The organism is Phenylobacterium sp. LjRoot225 (assembly GCF_964252855.1).
Lineage (GTDB): Bacteria > Pseudomonadota > Alphaproteobacteria > Caulobacterales > Caulobacteraceae > Phenylobacterium.
In genome coordinates this window covers 1-18,717 of sequence record NZ_CAXUPL020000003.1, presented here as the reverse complement: position 1 = coordinate 18,717, position 18,717 = coordinate 1, and the positions used below count along the sequence as shown (strand labels likewise).

The following is an 18,717-nucleotide window of genomic DNA, read 5'->3' as shown; positions in this document are numbered from 1 at the left end:
CCAATCGCGTCAAATCGAGGCGCCGCAGGCTCAGGCGGCGCGCCGCCGGCCCGCGGGCTGGACGGCTCCGGCGCCGCCGAAGCGGAAGCGGCCCATCAGTTCGATCAGCTGCGCCATCTCCGCCTTCAGGGTGTGGCTGGCGGCGGTCGCCTGCTCCACCATGGCGGCGTTCTGCTGGGTGACCTGGTCCATCTCGCCGACGGCGGTGTTGACCTCCACCAGCGCCCGGGCCTGCTCCTCGGACGACGAGGCGATGTTGGCCACCAGGACGTCGATCTCCATCACCCGCTCGGAAATGCGCTGCAGCGCCTGGCCGGTCTCGCCGACCAGGTTGACGCCCGAGGCGACGTGGGTGGAGCTGGCGTCGATCAGGCCCTTGATCTCCTTGGCCGCGTCCGCCGAGCGCTGGGCCAGCGCCCGCACCTCGGAGGCGACGACCGCGAAGCCCTTGCCGGCCTCGCCGGCGCGAGCCGCCTCGACCCCGGCGTTCAGGGCCAGCAGGTTGGTCTGGAAGGCGATCTCGTCGATCACCCCGATGATCTGGCCGATCTGGCCGGAGGATTTCTCGATCTCGCCCATCGCGTCCACGGTCTGCCGGACGACTCCGCCGGAGCGATGGGCCTCCTCCTTGGCGCCGGCGACCACGTTGGCGGCCTGACGGGCGCCGTCGGCGGCCTGTTTGACGCTGGCGGTCAGCTGTTCGAGCGCCGCGGCGGTCTCCTCGAGGCCCGCCGCCTGGCGTTCGGTGCGCCGCGAGAGGTCGTCGGAGGCCCGCGCGATCTCGTCGGCGCTGGAGCGGATGGCGCCGGTCGATTGCGAGACGGCGCCGAGGGTTTCCTGCAGGGCGCCGAGGGCGGCGTTGAAGTCGGTCTTCAGCTTGGCGAACTCGGCGGTGACCTGTTCGTCCATCCGCGAGGCGAGATCGCCCTGCGACAGCCGATCGATGGCGCGGCCCAGGGCCGCCATGGCGTCGTTCTGGCGCGCCTCAGCGGCGCGGTGCTCGGCCTGGAGCCGCTCACGCTCCTCGTCCTTGGCGTCGAAGTAGACGTTGATCGCCAGGTCCATGTCGAGCAGCGAGGCCTTGACCAGGGCGCTCAGCGCGCGGCTGAGCTTTTCGCGACCGTCGCGGCGGACGCCCAACCCCTTGGGCCAGCTCGCGTCGACCACCGCGGTCACCAGCTGTTCGATGATCAGGGCATAGCCGGCGATGTACCAGCGCGGCTCCAGTCCGATGCGCGCGTGCGCCTCGCCGATGCGGCGGACGTTTTCACCGTAGCTGGCGTTGTAGTCGCCCTGGGCGATCAGCTTCCAGTGGCTGTTCTGGGCGGACTGGGCGCGGCTGATGTGCGCGTCGTCCTTGAAGAATTTGCGCAGCTCCGGGGTCGTGCGCACCTTGCCATAGAAGGTGTCGAGCGCCGGGCCGACCGACCGGGCGAGGACCTCGCGGATGTCGCGGAGCGCCGGCGCGCCCGGTTGCAGGCCCAGAAACTCGAGACGCTGTCCCAGGCTGTCGCGATTGTTCATCCGCCGCTCCCCTTATCCTGGAGGGAGAAGCGGCTAAGGCGGTTAACGCGAGGTTGCCGCAGGCCCTGGCCGCCGCGACCGAACGCCGCTGCCCGGCCCCTGGCCCGGGGATCGTTCGCGGCCCGCGTGCGCTTTGATGGCGATCGTGGCGCCGATCTCGCGCCTGAGACCACCTGCCGCACGCAACAGGAGCCATCCGGATGAAGGGTTTTGTCGAGGACATCGAGGAACTGACCGAGGGGAACGACGACTACCGGCGCGTTCTCTACACGGGCAAGCACCTGCAGCTGGTGCTGATGGCCCTGCAGCCGGGCGAGCAGATCGGCGTGGAGGTCCACGAGACCCACGACCAGTTCTTCCGCGTCGAAAAGGGCAAGGGCGAGGTCTGGATCGACGGCGAGCGGACCAAGATCAAGAGCGACGACGCCATCATCGTCCCCGCCGGCGCCCGCCACAACGTCGTCAACACCGGCCAAAAGCCGCTCAAGCTCTACACCCTCTATGGCCCGCCCGAGCACCGCGACGGCGTCGTCCACAAGACCAAGGCCGACGAAACGGAAGAGTATTTCGACGGCACGACGACGGAGGAAGGCGCGCGCCTGTGACTAGGCGGCGTCCGGTCCGATCTTGGCCGCCACCAGAGACAGGGCGCCCGCCGCCAGGGCGGCGCCCCAGAGCGCGGTGAGGCCCATCTGGGAATAGGCGGTCGCGCCGAGGAAGGCCCCGGCCAGCAGCCCCAGCCACAGCAGCAGATAGGGCGCCCAGCCCAGCGGGTCGCCGCCGTAGAGGGCGGCGGTGATCCGCTTGCCCAGCTTCACCAGGGTTCCGGTCATGTAGGTGACGCCGATCCGCACCTCGCCGTCCTCGCTGAAGACGGCGTTCTCGGCGCCCATGGCCAGCACCATGGCCGCGACGGCGAGCCGGCCGTCGCCGAGTCCGGCGGCGATCGCGGCCAACGCTAGCAGGCCGCAGACGAACAGCAGGACCATCGGGCGGCGGTGGGCCTTGGCCATCCGGCCGACTACGGCCCCGCTGATCACGCCGAGGATGAAGATGAGGATCAAGCTCGCGGCCGTTTTCGCCGCAGCGCCGCTCTCGGCGAGGCCCACGCCCACCCGTGTGGTGTTGCCGCTCATGAAGGAGACGAAGAAGCCGCCCAGGCGGATGAAGCCGATGGCGTCCACGTAGCCGGCCACAGCCGACAGGCAGGCGGCCAGCAGCCGCAACCTTCGATCATAGCCCGTCATGTGGATTGTCTAACGCCCAGCTCGCCGCCTGGCGAGCCCACGGGTTTCCTGGAGCAATCCAATCTCTCGGAAGAGATTGGTGGAGCCGAGCGGAATCGAACCGCTGACCTCCTCATTGCGAACGAGGCGCTCTACCAACTGAGCTACGGCCCCAGGAAGGCCGCGGAATAACCCTTTCTCGGTGGCGCCTGTCAAGCGCCCTTGCGCAGATGCGACGTCGCAAGGTCACTGAGAGTCGCCTTTAGCTGCGCCTTTGCGGCGCGCGGAAAGCCCGATAGAAGACCGCGCCATGGGCAGCTTCCTCTATTTCATCGTCCGCTCGCTTCTCGAGCTCCTGGTCTGGGCGATCATCATCAGCGCGATCCTGTCGTGGCTGGTGGCGTTCGACGTGATCAATCTGCGCAACCGCTTCGTCTACAACGTCTCGCGGTTCCTCGACGCCGTGACCCGGCCGGTCCTGGCGCCCCTGCAGCGGATCATTCCGCCGCTGGGCGGCGTGGATATCAGCCCGATCATCGTGATCCTCATCCTGCAGGGCGTGAACACCTACCTCCTGCCGCTGATCTTCTCGCCGCTCGTCAGCCTGATGGGCTGAGCCGCGCTTTGCGGCTCACCGTCCGGGTCACGCCGCGCGGCGGCCGCGACGCGGTCGAGGGCTGGGCGCAGGACGAGGCCGGACGGCCGGTGCTGAAGGTCAGGGTCGCCGCGGCGGCCGACGACGGCGCCGCCAACGCCTCCGTCATCGCCGTCCTGGCCAAGGCGCTCGGCCGGCCGAAGTCGGCGTTGCGCCTGCTGCGCGGCGAGACCGCGCGGGTGAAGCAGATCGAGGTCGAAGGCCTGGACGAGGCGCAGGCCCGCCAGCGACTGGGCGCGCCCGGGGCCTGAGGGACGGGATTTCTGCGGGTCGTCGGAACCCCGGTTTTAAGCGGGGGGTTGTTGCTGCGATCGCAGGGCGTTCGCGCCTCGGCGGTCAGGATCGGCCCGGCCCGACCCCTGGCATCCCCGACCCCGCCGGGCCGATCTCCTGCAAAATTCCCCGAATTCTGCCGCCCTCGACCTGCGGCCTGGAACCCTCTGGCGCTCCGGGCCGCACGGGGCGATGCTTCGACCATGTCCCGCTCTGATCTCTCGCGAATGATCGAGGAAGCCCGCCGCGTCGTGGTCTTCACCGGCGCCGGCATCTCGACGGAATCCGGCATCCCTGACTTCCGCAGCCCAGGCGGCGTGTGGAGCAAGATGAAGCCGATCTACTTCCAGGAATTCGTCGACGACCCGATCAAGCGGCGCGAGGCCTGGCGCCGGACCTTCACCGGGGCCGCGGGCTGGACGGGCGCCTCGCCCAACGCCGGCCACCTGGCGGTGGCGCGCCTGGTGCGAAGCGGCAAGGCGAAGGCGGTGATCACCCAGAACGTCGACAACCTGCACCAGGACTCCGGGGTGCCGCCCGACAAGGTGATCGAGCTGCACGGCAACGCCAGCTTCGCCAAATGCCTCGACTGCGAGGAGCGCCACGAGCTCGACGAGCTGAAGGACAGCTTCCTGAAGGCCGGCGAGATCCCCTACTGCCGCCGCTGCGGCGGCTTGGTGAAGACGGCTGTCGTCTCGTTTGGCCAGTCGATGCCGCACGAACCCATGGCGCGCGCCCAGCAGGTCTCGCTGAACTGCGATCTGTTCCTGGTGCTGGGCTCGTCGCTGGTGGTCTATCCGGCCGCGGGCTTCCCGCTGATGGCCAAGCGCAACGGAGCGGCCCTGGCGATCGTCAACCGCGAGCCGACCGAACTCGACGTCTATGCCAACCTGGTGCTGAACGAAGAGATCGGCGAGGTGATGGCCGAGGTGACGTCGGCCTAGCGACCGGTCGGCGGCGAACCCTAGGGGCGGTCCAGCTTGCGGCTGAGCTCGTTCAGCACCCGGACGCAGACCGCGAGGTCCGCCGGATCGATGCCGGCGAACATCTCCTGCTGCAGGTCGGTGACGATCTCGTGGGCCTGGTCGAGGATCGGCTGAGACGCGGCGGTCACCTGCACCACCTTGGCGCGGCGATCGACGCTGTGGGCGCGGCGCTCGACCCAGGCGTTCGCCTCCAGCGCGTCCAGCAGCCGCACCACCGTCGGCTCTTCGACGCCGAGGCGCTGGGACAGCTCGCGCTGGACCACGCCGTCGGCGCAGCCGGCGATCTCCGCCAGGGCGGCGCAGCGCGCGTCGGTCTGGCCGATGGACTTCAGGCGCTCGTTGAGCCGGGTGCGCCAGCGTCGCGCCGCGAGCAGAAGACTTTGCGCCAGCGCCGCACAGACGTCCTGCCCCTGGGGCTCGATCTGGGCCGTATACACCAACCGCACTCCGGACAACGTCATCTGACTAAAGCGTTACAGGAGAAAAGATCAGATGGTGAAGCATCATCCTTCTATTCGGGCGCGCCTGCGACAATGTGACCAAATTCAGGCGGTTCGAAATACAGGGTGTCAAGATTTTCGGCCCCCGCCAACACCAGAACTTGCCGTCTTACAACGCGGGGCGTGGGCGAAGTGGTCGGGGTTCGGCTTCATTATCCAGCGAATGATTCGCAGGAGTCGTGACCCTCTCGAACTTAGTTTTTGCCGCAGTAATCCTTTTTCAACAGGAGAAAGCCGAAATTCAGGACCACGGGGGGGCAGAAGCGCCTCGGGTTTACGGGCGGAGTCGTCGCTGTGGTTGGAACGAACCAGACGATTTTCAAGGCGTCGCTTGCGAGCGCCTGCGGGACTCGGGTCGTCCTCATGATGGAGCACGCGTACGCCGTCGGCGGCGGCGCGGCTGGCCATCCCCGATCAATCGCCGGCGACATCGGGAAAGAGCTCTAGCCCGCCATGGAAACCCCTGCTCCTGAGAGCGCGGCCGTCTTGCGGCTCGGTCAGGTCCTCGACCTGAACGCCGCCGGCCCGCTCGCACACGAGTTACTGGCCCTGCGCGGCCGCAACGTCGATGTGGACGCCTCCGCCGTCGAGCGGCTGGGCGCCCAGTGCCTGCAGGTTCTCCTGTCGGCCCACGCCACCTGGAGCACCGATGGGGCGGCCTTCGCCCTGGTCTCGCCCTCCGACGAATTCACCACGACCCTCGCGCTGCTCGGCGCGCCCATCGATCAGCACTTCAACTCTCGGGAGCTCAGCGCATGAGCAAGACCATCCTCACGGTCGACGATTCCCGCACCATGCGCGACATGCTGCGGCTGGCCCTCGTCGACGCCGGTTTCAACGTCGTACAGGCCGAGGACGGCGTCCACGGCCTGGAAGTCCTCGCTGGCGAGACGCCAGACGTCATCGTCACGGACATCAACATGCCGCGGATGGACGGATACGGCTTCATCGAGGGCGTCCGCGCCGACGCCCGTTGCCGCGCCATCCCGATCCTGGTGCTGACCACCGAGTCGAGCGCCGAAAAGAAGATGCGGGCCCGGGACGCCGGGGCGACGGGCTGGATCGTGAAGCCGTTCAATCCGGAAAAGCTGGTGGAAGCCATCCGCCGCGTGGCCGCCTAAAGCTTCTACGAAGGACCTACCCATGGATCCGATGGCGGAAATCAAGGCGACCTTCTTCCAGGAATGCGAGGAGCAACTCGCTGAACTGGAGTCTGGTCTCCTCGCCATGGAAGGCGGCGATACTGAATCCGAGACGGTCAACGCCGTCTTCCGGGCGGTGCACTCCGTAAAGGGCGGCGCCGGGGCTTTCGGCCTCGAGGACCTCGTCCATTTCGCCCACATTTTCGAGACGACGCTGGACGAAGTCCGCAGCAACCGCCTCGCGGCCTCGAACGAGGTGGTCAAGGCCCTGCTGCGTTCGGCCGACGTGCTCGCCGACTTGGTCCGCGCCGCGCGCGACGGGGGTGACGTCGACCAGGCCCGCTGCGACGTCTGCGCCGCCGAGCTGTCCGCCTTCACCGGCATCGAAGAATCCGCCGACGGCGACGACGGCATGGGCGAGATCGATTTCCAGCCGATGCAGATGGCGCCGCTGGACCTCGATCTCGACGCCGCCGAGGCGCCGGTCGAAGAGGCTGCGCCCGAGCCCGCCGTCTGGAGCCTGCGCTTCAAGCCGCGACCCGAGCTCTACGCCAAGGCCAACGAGACCGTTCTGCTGCTGCGCGAGCTCGCCCGGCTGGGCGAGGTCGAGGTCGAGCTGGACGCCAGCGACCTGCCGCAACTGCCGCACCTGGATCCCGAAGGCGCCTATCTCTCGTGGAACATCCGCGTGCGCGGCGGCGCCACCGAGAGCGACCTGCGCGAGGTGTTCGAATTCGTCGACGCCGACTGTGAGCTGGACGTCCAGGCGATCGGCGCCGACGGCGCGCCGATCGAGCTTCCGAACTCCGAGCTCGACATCGCCGCCCTGATCAGCATGGCCCAATCCGCCGCCGGCGAGGCTCCGCTCGAGGACGCGAACGCCGATCCCGAGCCGCCGCCTCTGCCGACGGTCGAGGTCGAGGCTCCGGTCGTCGACATGGCTCCGGCCCTTGCCGAGCTCGCTGAACCTGCGGCGGCTGCGCCCAATGCGGTCAACGCCCGCGGCGACGCCAACAAGAACGCCCCTCCGGCGGCGTCGGCGGCGGCGACCATCCGCGTCGATCTCGACCGGGTCGACCGGCTGATCGACCTCGTCGGCGAACTGGTCATCAACCAGGCGATGCTGGCGCAGCGGGTGAACGAGGCGGGCTTGGCCCGCGCGTCCAACGTGGCCGGCGGCCTGGACGAACTCGAGCAGCTGACGCGCGAGATCCAGGACAGCGTCATGGCGATCCGCGCCCAGCCGGTGAAGTCGGTGTTCCAGCGGATGCCGCGCCTGGTGCGCGAGCTCGCCAACATCACCGGCAAGCAGGTGAGGCTGCTCACCGAAGGCGAGGGCACCGAGGTCGACAAGACCGTCATCGAGCGCCTGACCGATCCGCTCACCCACATGATCCGCAACGCCATCGACCACGGCCTGGAGACGCCCGAGAAGCGGATCGCGGCCGGCAAGAATCCGGAAGGGACCTGCAAGCTCTCCGCGGCCCACCGGTCCGGCCGGATCGTCATCGAGGTCGCGGACGACGGCGGCGGCATCAACCGCGAGCGCGTCAAGCAGATCGCCATCGACAAGGGGCTGATCGCCGCCGAGGCGGTGCTGACCGACGAAGAGATCGACAACCTGATCTTCCTGCCGGGCTTCTCGACCGCCAGCGCCATCTCCGACATCTCCGGCCGCGGCGTCGGCATGGATGTGGTGAAGCGTTCGATCCAGGACCTGGGCGGACGGATCACCATCACCTCGCGGCCGGGCCTCGGCTCGACCTTCTCCATGAGCCTGCCGCTGACGCTGGCGGTGCTCGACGGCATGGTGGTCACCGCCGGTCAGCAGACCCTGGTGGCTCCGCTGACCTCGATCATCGAGACCCTGCAGCCGAAGCGCGTCGACGTTCACGGCCTGGGCGGCGGGGCGAGGGTGATCTCCATCCGCGGCTCCTACGTGCCGCTGGTCGATGTCGGCTTGGCCTTGGGCTACCGGTCCGAGCCGCTGGATTCCGAACAGGGCGTGGCCCTGCTGATCGAGGGCGAAGGCGGCACCCGCGCGGTGCTGCTGGTCGACGCGATCCAAGGCCAGCGCCAGGTGGTCATCAAGAGTCTGGAAGCCAACTACCGCCGCGTGCCTGGGATCGCCGCGGCGACCATTCTGGGCGACGGCCGCGTCGCCCTGATCCTCGATATCGACGCCCTGGTGGCGGCCTCGCGTACGGCCGACGCCCCCAGGCTGCTGCAGGCGAGCTGAGAGCATGAGTGAAGCTGCGAACAAGAGCGGCGCGGGCCGCGAGCTGATCTCCTTCCGGATCGGCGACCAGGAATTCTGCGTGAACATCATGGAGGTGCGCGAGATCCGCGGGTGGACGCCCGCGACCGCGCTGCCCCAGGCGCCGCCCTTCGTCCGCGGGGTGATCAACCTGCGCGGCGCGGTGCTGCCGATCGTCGACCTGGGCGCCCGCCTGGGGCTCGGAACCGCCGACCCGACCGCCCGCCACGTCATCATCGTCGCCCAGGTGCAGAACCAGGTCGTCGGCCTGCTGGTCGACGCGGTCTCCGACATCCTGACCGTCACCGACGAAGAGATTCAGCCGACGCCCGACGTCGCCTCCGAGATGGTGCGCACCTTCGTCCGCGGCCTGCTGGCCATCGACGGACGGATGGTCAGCTTCATCTCGCTGGACCGGGTGTTGCCCGACCGCGAACTCGATCACGCAGCATGACCGCCGCGCCCCCCATGGTCGGCCGTGAAGACCGCCGCACCCAGCTGGTGGACGGCGAATTCCACTTCACGGCGGATGACTTCCGCACGATCGCCGCGACGCTGCATTCCGCGGCCGGCATCGCGCTGCCGGAGAGCAAGGCGACCCTGGTCTACTCCAGGCTGGCCAAGCGGCTGCGCGCGCTCGGGCTGGAGAGCTTCCGCGAATACTGCGCCCTGGTGACCAACGACCGCGGGGTGGACGAGCGCCAGCAGATGATCGTGGCGCTGACCACCAACGTCACGCGCTTCTTCCGCGAGCCGCACCACTTCGAGCATCTGAAGGAAACGGTGCTGCCGCCGCTGCTCGCGGCCGCCAAGCGCGGCGGCTCGGTGCGGATCTGGTCGGCGGCCTGTTCGAACGGCCAGGAGCCGTACTCGATCGCCCTGACCATCCTGTCGCTGATGCCGGACGCGCCGGAATACGACATCAAAGTCCTCGCCACCGACATCGACACCCAGATGCTGGCCGAGGCCCGGGCGGGCGTCTACTCCAGCCAGATCGTCGCGGCGGTGCCCGGCGAGTTGCGCGCCCGCTGGTTCGAGCGCGACGGCGACAACTTCCGGGTCGCCGAGCCGCTGCGCCGGCTGACCACCTTCAACGAACTCAACCTGATCGGCGACTGGCCCATGCGGCGCCAGTTCCAAGCCATCTTCTGCCGCAACGTCGTCATCTACTTTGAAGAGGAGACGCAGGCGAAGGTGTTCGGCCGGTTCCTGCCGCTGATGAGCCCGGATGCGCGGCTCTACATCGGCCATTCCGAACGCGTGTGCGGCGACGCCGCGGCGCGACTGGAAACGGACGGCGTGACCACCTACCGCCTGCGGAGCGTGCGCTAATGATCCGTGTGCTGATTGTCGACGACTCCGCCACCATGCGGAGTCTCATCGCCACCGTCCTGCAACGCGACCCCGAGATCGAGGTGGTCGGCGAAGCGGGCGACCCGCTGGAAGCGCGTGAAGCGATCAAGCGGCTCAACCCCGACGTCCTCACCCTCGACGTCGAGATGCCGAACATGAACGGCATCGATTTCCTCGAGAAGATCATGCGCCTGCGGCCGATGCCGGTGGTGATGGTCTCGACGCTGACGGTGCGCGGCGCCGAGGCGACCATGGAGGCCCTCGAACTGGGCGCGATCGACTGCGTCGCCAAGCCCTCGACGGGCGGGCTGGAAGGCTTCCAGGACCTGCCGTTCAAGGTGAAGGCGGCGGCGAAGGCCAAGGTCCGGCCGCTGCGCACCGCCGAGCCGGGCGCGGCGAAGCCGGCGCCGCTGGAGCACACGCCCAACGACTGCATCATCGCCATCGGCTCGTCGACGGGTGGCGTCGAGGCGCTGATCACCGTGCTCAGCCGCTTCCCGGCCAACTGTCCGCCGACGGTGATCACCCAGCACATGCCGGCGACCTTCACCAAGAGCTTCTCCGAGCGGCTTGACCGCATGTGCGCGCCCAAGGTGGCCGAAGCGCACGACGGCGCGGTGCTGGAGAACGGCCGGATCTACGTCGCCCCGGGCGGCGAAAACCATCTGGAAGTCGGCGGCTCCGGGACCCTGCGCTGCCGCCTGTCGACCGGGGCGGCGGTCAACGGCCACCGTCCATCCGTCGACGTCCTGTTCCGTTCGGTGGCCAAGGTCGCCGGATCGCGGGCCATCGGCGCCATCCTGACCGGCATGGGCCGCGACGGCGCCGAGGGCCTCCTGGCCATGCGCCAGGCCGGCGCCCGCACCATCGGCCAGGACGAGTCCAGCTCGGTCGTCTACGGCATGCCGAAGGTGGCCTTCGAAATCGGAGCCGTCGAGCGTCAAGCGCCGCTCGAGCGGATCGCCGCCGAACTCCTCAAAGCGCCCAGCCCCAACCTGATCGAGAACGTCTGATGCCTGTAGCCTCTTCCCTCAAGGTGCTCGTCGTCGATGATCAGCAAACCATGCGGTCGCTGGTCCGCAGTGGTCTGCAGCAGCTCGGGTTCAAGGATATCCGGGAGTGCGCCGACGGCGAGGATGGCCTGCGCGCCATGCTCACCGCCAAGTCGCACCTGATCATTTCCGACTACAACATGCCAAGGCTCGACGGCCTGGGCCTGCTCCGCGCCGTTCGCGCCCACGAGCCCATCCGCGGCACGGCCTTCATCATGCTGACGGGCCGGGCGGACAAGGAGCTGGTGCAGCGCGCGGTGCAGTTCGGCGTCAACAACTACCTCGTGAAGCCCTTCACCGTGCAGACGCTGAAGGAAAAGATCGAGGCTGTGTTCGGCCCCCTCACATGAGTCATGTCGGGACCCGTCCACGACATGACGGCCTGCGGCCCGTGCACATCGTGCAGGGCGAGCAGTACGTCACAGACGACCCGGAGGTGGTGTTGACCACCCTCCTGGGCAGCTGCGTGGCGGCCTGTCTGCGCGACCCGGTCGCCGGGATCGGCGGCATGAACCATTTCCTGCTGCCCGGCGTGGACCCGAGCAAGGGCGACGCGGATTCCGTGCGCTACGGGGTGCACGCCATGGAGCTGCTGGTGAACGCCCTGCTGTCCCAGGGCGCCCGCCGCGAGCGGCTGGAAGGCAAGCTGTTCGGCGGCGCCAGGCTGATCACCGGCCTCACCGACGTCGGCGAGATGAACGCCACCTTCGCCGAGCAATTCATGCGCCGTGAAGGCCTGAGCAACATCGGCGGGTCGCTGCGCGGCGACGCCGGTCGGCGCATCCAGTTCTGGCCGGTGAGCGGCCGCGCCCGGCAGGTCCTCCTGCCGAAGGACACGCAAGAAGTCTTCGCCCGCGAAAAGACCATCCGCGCCCCCAAGCCCGCCGCCGACACCGGCGCGCTCGAGTTGTTCTGAGCCCCGGCGCCCGTGTCGAAAACCCTCCAGCCCCTGTCGCGCGCCCTCGGCGCCTGCGCCGGCGAACTCGCCACCCTGGCGGATCGCTGCGAAGCGTTGCAGGCGGGGCTGGCGCCGGCCCTGCAGACCGGGGCGGCGATCGAGGAGGCGCAGACGCTGGATCTGCTGACCCAGAGCCTCGCGGCGGTCGCCGACTATCTGCACGCCCTGTCGGCGACCCTGCCGGGCGAATGGGTGGTCGACACCGCCCCCGCGGCCTCCGTGGTGCCGCTCACCGAGCTGGCGTGGCGCCTGTTGGGCGGCCCCCTGCATCCGCCGCCGGAAACCGGCGAAATCGACTTCTTCGGAGCCTGTCCATGACGGAGAAGGCAGAAGCCCGCCTAAACCTGTCGAAGGCCACCGTTCTGCTGCTGCAGAACAACCAGTCCGAACTCGACATCCTCGGCCAGGTTTTCATCGGCTTCGGGGTCAAGGCGATCCGCAAGTGCCTCAGCCTCACCGAGGCCGAGGCCTGCATCAAGCAGGGCATCCTTTTCGACCTGATCATCGTCGACTGCGACATGGCCGGCGGCGCCGGCTTCGACTTCGTGACGCGGCTGCGGCGGATGGAAGACAACGACAACCGGCTGACGCCGATCATGCTGGTCTCAGGCCACACCGCGCCCAGCTCGATCACCAGGGCCCGCGACTGCGGCGCCAATTTCGTGGTCGCCAAGCCGATCACGCCGAGGACCATGTTCGACCGGGTGATGTGGCTGGCGCGCGAGACGCGGCAGTTCGTGGTCACCGACACCTATTGCGGCCCCGATCGCCGCCACAAGACCTTCGGCCCACCCGCCGGAACCAAGGGCCGCCGTCGCGACGACGTCTCCGCCAAGCTCGGCAAAGCCGGCGGCCCGGACATGTCCCAGTCCGACATTGACGCCTTGCTTAACCCGAAAAGGGCCGTCCTGTGAAACCCGGCAGCAACACCTTCAAGTACGAGAACCGGCTGGCGAAGAGCGTCGTCACGAAGGGCGGCATGACCGCTTCGGAAGCGCTCTCCGCCGCCCAGCAGGCTGTCGAACAGGTCCGCGATCCGACGATCGCCGAGATCGACGCCAACCTGAAAGAGATCTACGCCCTGGGCGAGCAGCTCAAGACTGCGGGGGTCTTCGATGAAGCCGGGCTGCAGGAGATCTACATCTGCGCCAACCGCGTGGTCGCCATGGGCGGGGTCTTCGGCCTCGCCGAGCTCGGTCAGGCCGCCTACAGCCTGTGCGAGCTGGTGAGCCGCTTCCAGACGCTGGAACGTTTCCACGGACAGATGGTGCAGGTGCACCTCGACGGACTGCGCCTGCTGCGCAATCCGGGCGACCATCCTGCCGCGATCCGCGAACAGGTGCTGGCCGGCCTGCGGCAGCTCGCCACCAGCGTGGTCTGACCCCGACCCCTGTCATCTGATCTCATCTGCGCTTCGCATCGCGCGCGCGGCCGCATAGAAGGCGGCCATGACCTCGCCCCACCCGCCGCTGCGGTCCTACGGCCGGCTGAAATCCCGCACCATCAAGCCGCGCCAGGCCGCGCTGATGGACACCCTGCTGCCGGCGATCCGCGCGCCGCTGGAGCCGTTCGAGCCGCGCGCCCTGATGCCCGGCGCTGCGGAGGTCTGGCTGGAGATCGGCTTCGGCGGTGGCGAGCACCTGGCGGCCCAGGCGGCCAAACGCCCCGACGTGCTGTTCATCGGCGCCGAGCCCTTCCAGAACGGGGTGGCGAGCGCGCTTCGGCACATCGACGAGGCCGAGCTGAAGAACGTGCGCGTCCACGACGGCGACGCGCGCGACCTCCTGGCCCGGCTGCCTGACGCCAGTCTTGAGCGGGTCTTCATCCTCTTCCCCGACCCCTGGCCAAAGGCGCGCCACCACAAGCGCCGGCTGCTGCAGGCCGACACCGCCGCCGAGCTGGCGCGGGTGCTGAAGGTCGGCGGGCGCCTACGCTTCGCCAGCGACTGGGCGGACTATGTGGACTGGAGTCTGGAGCGGCTGATCGCCACGCCGGGGCTGTCCTGGACCGCCGACCGGGCGTCGGACTGGCGCACGCCGCCGGCCGACCACGTCACCACGCGCTACGAGGAAAAACGCCTCGGCGACTGCGCTCCGGCGTTCCTGGATTTCGTGCGGACGTAACATTCCTCTCCCCGCAGGCGGGGAGAGGAATTGATCAGCCCAGCGCCTTGTAGCGCTCGATCGAGGTGCGGATCAGATCGGCGGCTTCCGCCGGATCGGCCCAGCCGATGATGTCCACCGACTTGCCCTTTTCCAGGTCCTTGTAGTGCTGGAAGAAGTGGGCGATCTGCTCGGTCAGGATCGAGGGCAGGGCCCGCCAGCTGTCGACGCCGTTGTAGAAGGGGTGGAGCTTGTCCACCGGCACGGCCAGGATCTTCTCGTCGCCGCCGGCTTCGTCGCGCATCATCAGCGCGCCCACGGGACGGCAGCGGATGACCGCGCCCGGCACGACCGGGGTCGGGCCGACCACCAGGACGTCCATCGGGTCGCCGTCGTCGGCGAGGGTGTGCGGGATGAAGCCGTAGTTGCCGGGATAGAACATCGCCGTGTGCAGGAAGCGGTCGACGAAGATCGCGCCGGAGTCCTTGTCCAGCTCGTACTTCACCGGTTCGCCGCCTTGCGGGATCTCGATGATGGCGTTGACGTCATACGGCGGATTGGCGCCGGTGGGGATCTTGGAGAGGTCCATGGGGGAGGATGACCTTTGAAGAACACGCGAAAGCGAGGCGCTGTGTGGACTAAAGCCGGCCGTCAGAAAAGGGCGCTCGCGCGGTCGGCGGCTTAAATCTAACGGCGGTCAATCTGCAGCCTGTTTGTCGCCAAAGGTTTGCGGCGGGGCGAGCATCGGTCGACTCTTCGCTCGAAATGCCGCCGAAACCCTGGGCGGCGCTTGATCTTGCCGTCGCGACCCGCCGCTATCGGCGCCACCGGGCGCGGGTGGATCTCCCGGGGCGCAGGTCGAACATCGGCGCCGTTCGGCCCGCGGCCCGTCTTCATGAATCCGTCAAGGCTGCTCGTCTGCGCGGCAGGTTTCCTGTTGCTGAAAAGGCGGTCGCGCATTGAGGGCTGACAACCGCGCTGACGCCCGCTATATTGGCCTCTACATCGCTGATCGCGCTGGATAGCGCCTTCAAGCGGCGGGCTGCGGCCCGGCCGCTTTTTTCTTTGCCGGAGGACGGCCAAGCTTATGCGCGGGAAGACCGCCGAGGATTTGCAACTGCTGGAGCTGCTCGACCCCGTGGCGGAGGCGACCGGCTACGAGATCGTGCGCCTGCGTCTCATGGGCGCCGATGAGCAGCGGCGACTGCAGATCATGGCCGAGCGCCCGAGCGACGGGGACATGAATGTCGAGGACTGCGCGCGGCTGTCGCGCGCGATCTCCGAGATCATGGACGCCGCCGATCCGATCACCGGCGAATATGTGCTGGAGGTCTCCTCCCCCGGCGTCGACCGGCCGCTGACGCGGCTGAAGGACTTCACGACCTACGAGGGTTACGAGGCCCGTCTCGAACTCGACCGCATCGCCGAGGGCCGCAAGCGCTTTCGCGGCCTACTGGCCGGCGCCGAGGCGGACAATGTGGCGATCGACCTGGACGGTGAGGAGCACACCGCCCTCATCCCGTTCGCCTGGATCACCGAAGCCAAGCTCGTCCTGACGGACGAGCTGATGAAGCGCGGCGCCGAAGTGCGCGCCGCTCGCGTCGCGGCCGAACAAGAACAACAGACTTCCGAGTAAGGGACCTGACCCATGAGCCTGACGGGCATTTCCGCCAACCGGCTTGAGCTTCTGCAGATCGCCGAGGCCGTCGCGCGCGAGAAGTCGATCGACAAGGAGATCGTCATCGAGGCGATCGAGGAAGCGATCCAGAAGGGCGCCCGCTCGCGCTACGGCGCCGAGCACGACATCCGCGTGAAGATCGATCCGAAGACCGGCGAGACGCTGGTCAAGCGGGTGATCACCGTGGTCGACGACGACGCCACCTACGGTGAGACCGAAGAAGGCCTGCCGGCGGAAGCGCCTCCGGGCATGATGCGCCTCTCCGAAGCCAAGCGCGTCTATAAGGACGCTGCAGTGGGCGCCACCTACGAAGAGATCCTGCCGCCCTTCGAGTTCGGCCGGGTGCAGACCCAGATGGCTCGCCAGGTGGTCACGGGCAAGGTCCGCGAAGCCGAGCGCGAGCGCCAGTACGAAGAGTTCAAGGACCGCGTCGGCGAGATCGTCAACGGCGTCGTCAAGCGCGTCGAATACGGCAACGTGGTCGTCGACCTGGGCCGCGGCGAAGGCATCATGCGCCGCGACCAGTCGATCCCGCGCGAGAACTTCAACATCGGCGACCGGGCGCGCTGCTACATCTACGACGTCCGCCGCGAGACCAAGGGCCCGCAGATCCTGCTGAGCCGCGCGCACGGCGGCTTCATGGCCAAGCTGTTCGCCCAGGAAGTGCCCGAGGTCTACGACGGCGTCATCGAGATCCGCGCCGTGGCGCGCGATCCGGGCAGCCGGGCCAAGATGGCGGTGGTCTCCAATGACAGCTCGATCGACCCGGTCGGCGCCTGCGTCGGCATGCGCGGCAGCCGCGTCCAGGCGGTCGTCGCTGAGCTGCAGGGCGAGAAGATCGACATCATTCAGTGGAGCCCGGACGAGGCGACCTTCATCGTCAACGCCCTGGCCCCCGCCGAAGTCTCCAAGGTCGTCATGGACGAGGAGGACGAGCGGGTCGAAGTGGTGGTGCCCGACGAACAGCTGTCGCTGGCCATCGGCCGCCGCGGCCAGAACGTCCGTCTCGCGAGCCAGCTGACCGGCTGGCAGATCGACATCATGACCGAGAGCCAGGAGAGCGAGCGCCGCCAGCGCGAGTTCACCGAGCGCACCGCCCTCTTCCAGGAAGCCCTGGACGTCGACGAGGTCATCGCCCAGCTGCTGGTCACCGAAGGCTTCGCCAGCGTCGAGGACGTCGGCTACGTCGACTCCTCCGAGATCGCCTCGATCGAAGGCTTCGACGAGGACACCGCCGAAGAGATCCAGGCCCGCGCCCGTGACTTCCTCGAGAAGGAAGCCGCGGAACTCGACGGCAAGCGCCGCGAACTCGGGGTCGAGGACGGTCTTCTGGAAATCGAAGGGGTCACCCTGCCGATGGCCGTGGCGCTCGGCGAGGGCGAGGTGAAGACCGTCGAGGATCTCGCCGGCCTGGTCCCCGACGACCTGCGCGGTTATTTCGAAACCAAGAACGGCGAGCGCGTGCGCGAGCCGGGCGTGCTCGAAAGCTTCAACCTGGACCCGGCGGACGCCGAGGCGCTGATCATGCGCGCCCGCGTGGTGATGGGCTGGGTCGAGGCGCCGGAAGTTCCGGAAGAGATCGCCGAAGAGCCGTCTGAAGAGCTGGCCGAGGGACTGGACGTCGTCGACGAGGCGCAGGAGCCTGCCGGCGAGGCGATCGAGGACACCGAGGCCTTCGCCGAAGCCGAGATGGAGGGCGAGGCGCGCGACGCCTGAGCTTCCTTCTAGATCCGCTCATCCCCGCGAAAGCGGGGACCCAGGCGTTTTGTTTCCGATTTGCCGCCCTACGAAAGTCCGCCCTTTGAACCGCAGCCAAAAAAGCCTGGGTCCCCGCTTTCGCGGGGATGAGCGGTAGAGGGGTGGCCCGCCGTGGAACAGACTTCCGATGATCCGGAACTGAACGAACCGTCTGCGCCGTACGATCCGCGTGAGCGGCGCGACATCGTCTCCGGCGAAACGCGGGACGAGGCGGGCCTGATCCGTTTCGTCGCCGGACCCGGCGGCGTGGTGACGCCCGACCTCGCCCGCAAGCTGCCTGGCCGGGGCGTCTGGGTCGCCGCCGACCGGAGCTCGGTCGAGACGGCGGCGAGAAAGGGTCTCTTTTCCCGCGCGGCCAAGGCCAAGCTTGTCGCATCGCCCGATCTCGCCGATCAGGTGGAGATGCTGCTGAAGCGCCGGCTTTTGTCGGGCCTTGGTCTTGCACGGCGCGCCGGCGATCTTACCTCGGGGTTTGAGAAGGTCTCCGCCGCGATCACGTCCGGCAAGGCGGCCTGGCTGATCGAGGCGTCCGACGGCGCCGCGGACGGCCGACGTAAACTCCTGGCCGTTGCCCGAAGGCATTCCCGCACCCCCGGGATTTTCGGGGTCTTTTCCGCGACGGAATTGGGTTTGGCCTTAGGCCTGGAGAATGTGATACACACCGCCTTCCTTGCGGGGCGTGCCGCCGATCGTTGGGCGCAGGACGCCCACCGGTTGGCGGGCTTTAGCCCGCTCCTTCCTGAGAGTTGGCGCGAGGAGCCTTAGAGAGGCAAGCGGGAGCCTGAGACGGTTTCCGCCCTTCTCGTATTGATCGATCCGAAGGTCGGGACCGCCCGGCCGCTAAGTAAAGCGAGCGCATGAGCGACGAGAACAACAACGGCCGCAACTCCGCCCCGGGCGGACGCCAGCCCCTGACCCTCAAGCCCCGCGGGGGTGGATCGGTCAGCGCCGGCACGGTGAAGCAAAGCTTCAGCCACGGCCGTTCGAAGACTGTGGTGGTCGAGACCAAGCGCCCGCGCACCCATGCGCCGGCGCCGAGCAACCTCGCCGCCCCGTCGTCCCACGAGAAGCGGGTCGACCAGCCCCGCTCCGGCGGCGGCGCGCCCCCGCGTTCGCCGCAGGGCGGCGACGGCCGCAGTCTCTCCGCCGAGGAGCTGAACGCGCGCCAGCGCGCCATTGAGCTCGCTCGCCAGAACCAGGCGGTCCAGGAAGCCGAACGCCGCGCCCGCGAAGAGCAGGCGCGCGCCGCCGCC

At 68.3% G+C, this 18,717-nt stretch carries 24 protein-coding genes and 1 tRNA gene; 20 read left to right on the top strand and 5 right to left on the bottom strand.

Features of this window, described 5'->3' with window-relative positions:
* Window positions 1–30 precede the first annotated feature (30 nt).
* A complete protein-coding gene (locus ACSQ2B_RS15190; protein WP_436051080.1) occupies window positions 31–1,524 on the bottom strand; it encodes a methyl-accepting chemotaxis protein in 1,494 nt (497 codons plus the stop codon).
* A gap of 200 nt (window positions 1,525–1,724) precedes the next feature.
* Here ACSQ2B_RS15190 and ACSQ2B_RS15185 point away from each other — a divergent pair, with 200 nt between their 5' ends.
* Window positions 1,725–2,129, top strand: coding sequence for a cupin domain-containing protein (locus ACSQ2B_RS15185; RefSeq protein ID WP_436051078.1), 405 nt, complete (start codon window positions 1,725–1,727; stop codon window positions 2,127–2,129).
* Here the strand turns inward: ACSQ2B_RS15185 and ACSQ2B_RS15180 are convergent, their stop codons facing one another.
* Both ACSQ2B_RS15180 and ACSQ2B_RS15175 read right to left on the bottom strand, forming a co-directional pair.
* Complete coding sequence (locus tag ACSQ2B_RS15180; RefSeq protein WP_436051077.1) at window positions 2,130–2,771, bottom strand: YoaK family protein; 642 nt, start codon at window positions 2,769–2,771, stop codon at window positions 2,130–2,132.
* 77 nt (window positions 2,772–2,848) lie between these two features.
* Window positions 2,849–2,924: transfer RNA gene (locus ACSQ2B_RS15175), tRNA-Ala, on the bottom strand.
* A gap of 136 nt (window positions 2,925–3,060) precedes the next feature.
* Between ACSQ2B_RS15175 and ACSQ2B_RS15170 the strand changes: the two genes are divergently transcribed.
* The 3 genes from ACSQ2B_RS15170 (at window position 3,061) to ACSQ2B_RS15160 (ending at window position 4,622) form a co-directional block, all read left to right on the top strand.
* The gene (locus tag ACSQ2B_RS15170; protein WP_436051075.1) at window positions 3,061–3,366 is read left to right on the top strand and encodes a YggT family protein; all 306 of its coding nucleotides are present in this window, start codon (window positions 3,061–3,063) and stop codon (window positions 3,364–3,366) included.
* Complete coding sequence (locus ACSQ2B_RS15165) at window positions 3,363–3,656, top strand: DUF167 family protein (protein WP_436052572.1); 294 nt, start codon at window positions 3,363–3,365, stop codon at window positions 3,654–3,656. The genes ACSQ2B_RS15170 and ACSQ2B_RS15165 overlap by 4 nt, the downstream gene beginning before the upstream one ends.
* A 225-nt stretch (window positions 3,657–3,881) precedes the next feature.
* Entirely contained in the window at window positions 3,882–4,622 is a 741-nt protein-coding gene (locus ACSQ2B_RS15160; protein WP_436051074.1) for an SIR2 family NAD-dependent protein deacylase, read from the top strand.
* A gap of 20 nt (window positions 4,623–4,642) precedes the next feature.
* Here ACSQ2B_RS15160 and ACSQ2B_RS15155 read toward each other — a convergent pair whose 3' ends face one another.
* Window positions 4,643–5,101: a MarR family winged helix-turn-helix transcriptional regulator gene (locus ACSQ2B_RS15155; protein ID WP_436051072.1), complete on the bottom strand. Its 459-nt coding sequence runs from the start codon at window positions 5,099–5,101 to the stop codon at window positions 4,643–4,645.
* A gap of 516 nt (window positions 5,102–5,617) precedes the next feature.
* Here ACSQ2B_RS15155 and ACSQ2B_RS15150 point away from each other — a divergent pair.
* The 12 genes from ACSQ2B_RS15150 to trmB all read left to right on the top strand — a co-directional run bounded on the left by ACSQ2B_RS15150 (window position 5,618) and on the right by trmB (window position 14,049).
* Window positions 5,618–5,923 (top strand): STAS domain-containing protein, encoded by a 306-nt coding sequence (locus tag ACSQ2B_RS15150; RefSeq protein WP_436051071.1) that lies wholly within the window; start codon window positions 5,618–5,620, stop codon window positions 5,921–5,923.
* Window positions 5,920–6,285: a response regulator gene (locus tag ACSQ2B_RS15145; RefSeq protein WP_436051070.1), complete on the top strand. Its 366-nt coding sequence runs from the start codon at window positions 5,920–5,922 to the stop codon at window positions 6,283–6,285. The genes ACSQ2B_RS15150 and ACSQ2B_RS15145 overlap by 4 nt, the downstream gene beginning before the upstream one ends.
* A 22-nt stretch (window positions 6,286–6,307) precedes the next feature.
* Window positions 6,308–8,545 (top strand): chemotaxis protein CheA, encoded by a 2,238-nt coding sequence (locus tag ACSQ2B_RS15140; protein WP_436051068.1) that lies wholly within the window; start codon window positions 6,308–6,310, stop codon window positions 8,543–8,545.
* 4 nt (window positions 8,546–8,549) lie between these two features.
* A complete protein-coding gene (locus ACSQ2B_RS15135; RefSeq protein ID WP_436051067.1) occupies window positions 8,550–9,017 on the top strand; it encodes a chemotaxis protein CheW in 468 nt (155 codons plus the stop codon).
* Window positions 9,014–9,895 carry a CheR family methyltransferase gene (locus ACSQ2B_RS15130; protein WP_436051066.1) on the top strand — a complete coding sequence of 294 codons (882 nt, stop codon included), beginning with the start codon at window positions 9,014–9,016 and terminating at the stop codon, window positions 9,893–9,895. The genes ACSQ2B_RS15135 and ACSQ2B_RS15130 overlap by 4 nt, the downstream gene beginning before the upstream one ends.
* Complete coding sequence (locus ACSQ2B_RS15125) at window positions 9,895–10,929, top strand: protein-glutamate methylesterase/protein-glutamine glutaminase (protein WP_436051065.1); 1,035 nt, start codon at window positions 9,895–9,897, stop codon at window positions 10,927–10,929. Before ACSQ2B_RS15130 ends, ACSQ2B_RS15125 begins: the two co-directional genes overlap by 1 nt.
* Entirely contained in the window at window positions 10,929–11,318 is a 390-nt protein-coding gene (locus ACSQ2B_RS15120) for a response regulator (protein ID WP_436051063.1), read from the top strand. The genes ACSQ2B_RS15125 and ACSQ2B_RS15120 overlap by 1 nt, the downstream gene beginning before the upstream one ends.
* Entirely contained in the window at window positions 11,315–11,884 is a 570-nt protein-coding gene (locus ACSQ2B_RS15115; protein WP_436051061.1) for a chemotaxis protein CheD, read from the top strand. Before ACSQ2B_RS15120 ends, ACSQ2B_RS15115 begins: the two co-directional genes overlap by 4 nt.
* A gap of 12 nt (window positions 11,885–11,896) precedes the next feature.
* Entirely contained in the window at window positions 11,897–12,244 is a 348-nt protein-coding gene (locus ACSQ2B_RS15110) for a hypothetical protein (RefSeq protein ID WP_436051059.1), read from the top strand.
* Complete coding sequence (locus tag ACSQ2B_RS15105) at window positions 12,241–12,840, top strand: response regulator (RefSeq protein ID WP_436051057.1); 600 nt, start codon at window positions 12,241–12,243, stop codon at window positions 12,838–12,840. Before ACSQ2B_RS15110 ends, ACSQ2B_RS15105 begins: the two co-directional genes overlap by 4 nt.
* Window positions 12,837–13,307, top strand: a complete 471-nt coding sequence (locus ACSQ2B_RS15100) for a hypothetical protein (RefSeq protein WP_436051056.1) — start codon at window positions 12,837–12,839, stop codon at window positions 13,305–13,307. The genes ACSQ2B_RS15105 and ACSQ2B_RS15100 overlap by 4 nt, the downstream gene beginning before the upstream one ends.
* A gap of 67 nt (window positions 13,308–13,374) precedes the next feature.
* On the top strand, window positions 13,375–14,049 hold the full coding sequence (gene trmB / locus ACSQ2B_RS15095; protein WP_436051054.1) for a tRNA (guanosine(46)-N7)-methyltransferase TrmB: 675 nt from the start codon (window positions 13,375–13,377) through the stop codon (window positions 14,047–14,049).
* A gap of 34 nt (window positions 14,050–14,083) precedes the next feature.
* On the opposite strand, the gene ppa is transcribed toward trmB, so the two are convergent.
* Window positions 14,084–14,617: an inorganic diphosphatase gene (gene ppa / locus ACSQ2B_RS15090; protein WP_436051052.1), complete on the bottom strand. Its 534-nt coding sequence runs from the start codon at window positions 14,615–14,617 to the stop codon at window positions 14,084–14,086.
* A 498-nt stretch (window positions 14,618–15,115) separates the two neighbouring features.
* Here ppa and rimP point away from each other — a divergent pair, with 498 nt between their 5' ends.
* The 4 genes from rimP to ACSQ2B_RS15070 form a co-directional block, all read left to right on the top strand.
* Window positions 15,116–15,664: a ribosome maturation factor RimP gene (rimP, locus tag ACSQ2B_RS15085; protein ID WP_436051049.1), complete on the top strand. Its 549-nt coding sequence runs from the start codon at window positions 15,116–15,118 to the stop codon at window positions 15,662–15,664.
* Window positions 15,665–15,676: 12 nt separating this feature from the next.
* Window positions 15,677–17,422 (top strand): transcription termination factor NusA, encoded by a 1,746-nt coding sequence (gene nusA / locus ACSQ2B_RS15080; RefSeq protein WP_436051048.1) that lies wholly within the window; start codon window positions 15,677–15,679, stop codon window positions 17,420–17,422.
* 180 nt (window positions 17,423–17,602) lie between these two features.
* Entirely contained in the window at window positions 17,603–18,229 is a 627-nt protein-coding gene (locus ACSQ2B_RS15075) for an RNA-binding protein (RefSeq protein ID WP_436052571.1), read from the top strand.
* Window positions 18,230–18,321: 92 nt separating this feature from the next.
* Window positions 18,322–18,717: IF-2-associated domain-containing protein (locus tag ACSQ2B_RS15070; RefSeq protein WP_436051046.1), on the top strand; the 396-nt coding region annotated here is incomplete at its 3' end.

Excerpts from the sequence above, each read along its gene's own strand:
- ACSQ2B_RS15190 (WP_436051080.1), bottom strand. The coding sequence starts at position 1,524 with ATGAACAATCGCGACAGCCTGGGACAGCGTCTCGAGTTTCTGGGCCTG.
- ACSQ2B_RS15145 (WP_436051070.1), top strand. The coding sequence starts at position 5,920 with ATGAGCAAGACCATCCTCACGGTCGACGATTCCCGCACCATGCGCGAC.
- ACSQ2B_RS15140 (WP_436051068.1), top strand. The coding sequence starts at position 6,308 with ATGGATCCGATGGCGGAAATCAAGGCGACCTTCTTCCAGGAATGCGAG.
- ACSQ2B_RS15115 (WP_436051061.1), top strand. The coding sequence starts at position 11,315 with ATGAGTCATGTCGGGACCCGTCCACGACATGACGGCCTGCGGCCCGTG.
- ACSQ2B_RS15105 (WP_436051057.1), top strand. The coding sequence starts at position 12,241 with ATGACGGAGAAGGCAGAAGCCCGCCTAAACCTGTCGAAGGCCACCGTT.
- rimP (WP_436051049.1), top strand. The coding sequence starts at position 15,116 with ATGCGCGGGAAGACCGCCGAGGATTTGCAACTGCTGGAGCTGCTCGAC.
- ACSQ2B_RS15135 (WP_436051067.1), top strand. The coding sequence starts at position 8,550 with ATGAGTGAAGCTGCGAACAAGAGCGGCGCGGGCCGCGAGCTGATCTCC.
- ACSQ2B_RS15125 (WP_436051065.1), top strand. The coding sequence starts at position 9,895 with ATGATCCGTGTGCTGATTGTCGACGACTCCGCCACCATGCGGAGTCTC.
- ACSQ2B_RS15180 (WP_436051077.1), bottom strand. The coding sequence starts at position 2,771 with ATGACGGGCTATGATCGAAGGTTGCGGCTGCTGGCCGCCTGCCTGTCG.
- nusA (WP_436051048.1), top strand. The coding sequence starts at position 15,677 with ATGAGCCTGACGGGCATTTCCGCCAACCGGCTTGAGCTTCTGCAGATC.
- ACSQ2B_RS15170 (WP_436051075.1), top strand. The coding sequence starts at position 3,061 with ATGGGCAGCTTCCTCTATTTCATCGTCCGCTCGCTTCTCGAGCTCCTG.
- ACSQ2B_RS15150 (WP_436051071.1), top strand. The coding sequence starts at position 5,618 with ATGGAAACCCCTGCTCCTGAGAGCGCGGCCGTCTTGCGGCTCGGTCAG.
- ACSQ2B_RS15130 (WP_436051066.1), top strand. The coding sequence starts at position 9,014 with ATGACCGCCGCGCCCCCCATGGTCGGCCGTGAAGACCGCCGCACCCAG.
- trmB (WP_436051054.1), top strand. The coding sequence starts at position 13,375 with ATGACCTCGCCCCACCCGCCGCTGCGGTCCTACGGCCGGCTGAAATCC.
- ppa (WP_436051052.1), bottom strand. The coding sequence starts at position 14,617 with ATGGACCTCTCCAAGATCCCCACCGGCGCCAATCCGCCGTATGACGTC.
- ACSQ2B_RS15120 (WP_436051063.1), top strand. The coding sequence starts at position 10,929 with ATGCCTGTAGCCTCTTCCCTCAAGGTGCTCGTCGTCGATGATCAGCAA.
- ACSQ2B_RS15185 (WP_436051078.1), top strand. The coding sequence starts at position 1,725 with ATGAAGGGTTTTGTCGAGGACATCGAGGAACTGACCGAGGGGAACGAC.
- ACSQ2B_RS15160 (WP_436051074.1), top strand. The coding sequence starts at position 3,882 with ATGTCCCGCTCTGATCTCTCGCGAATGATCGAGGAAGCCCGCCGCGTC.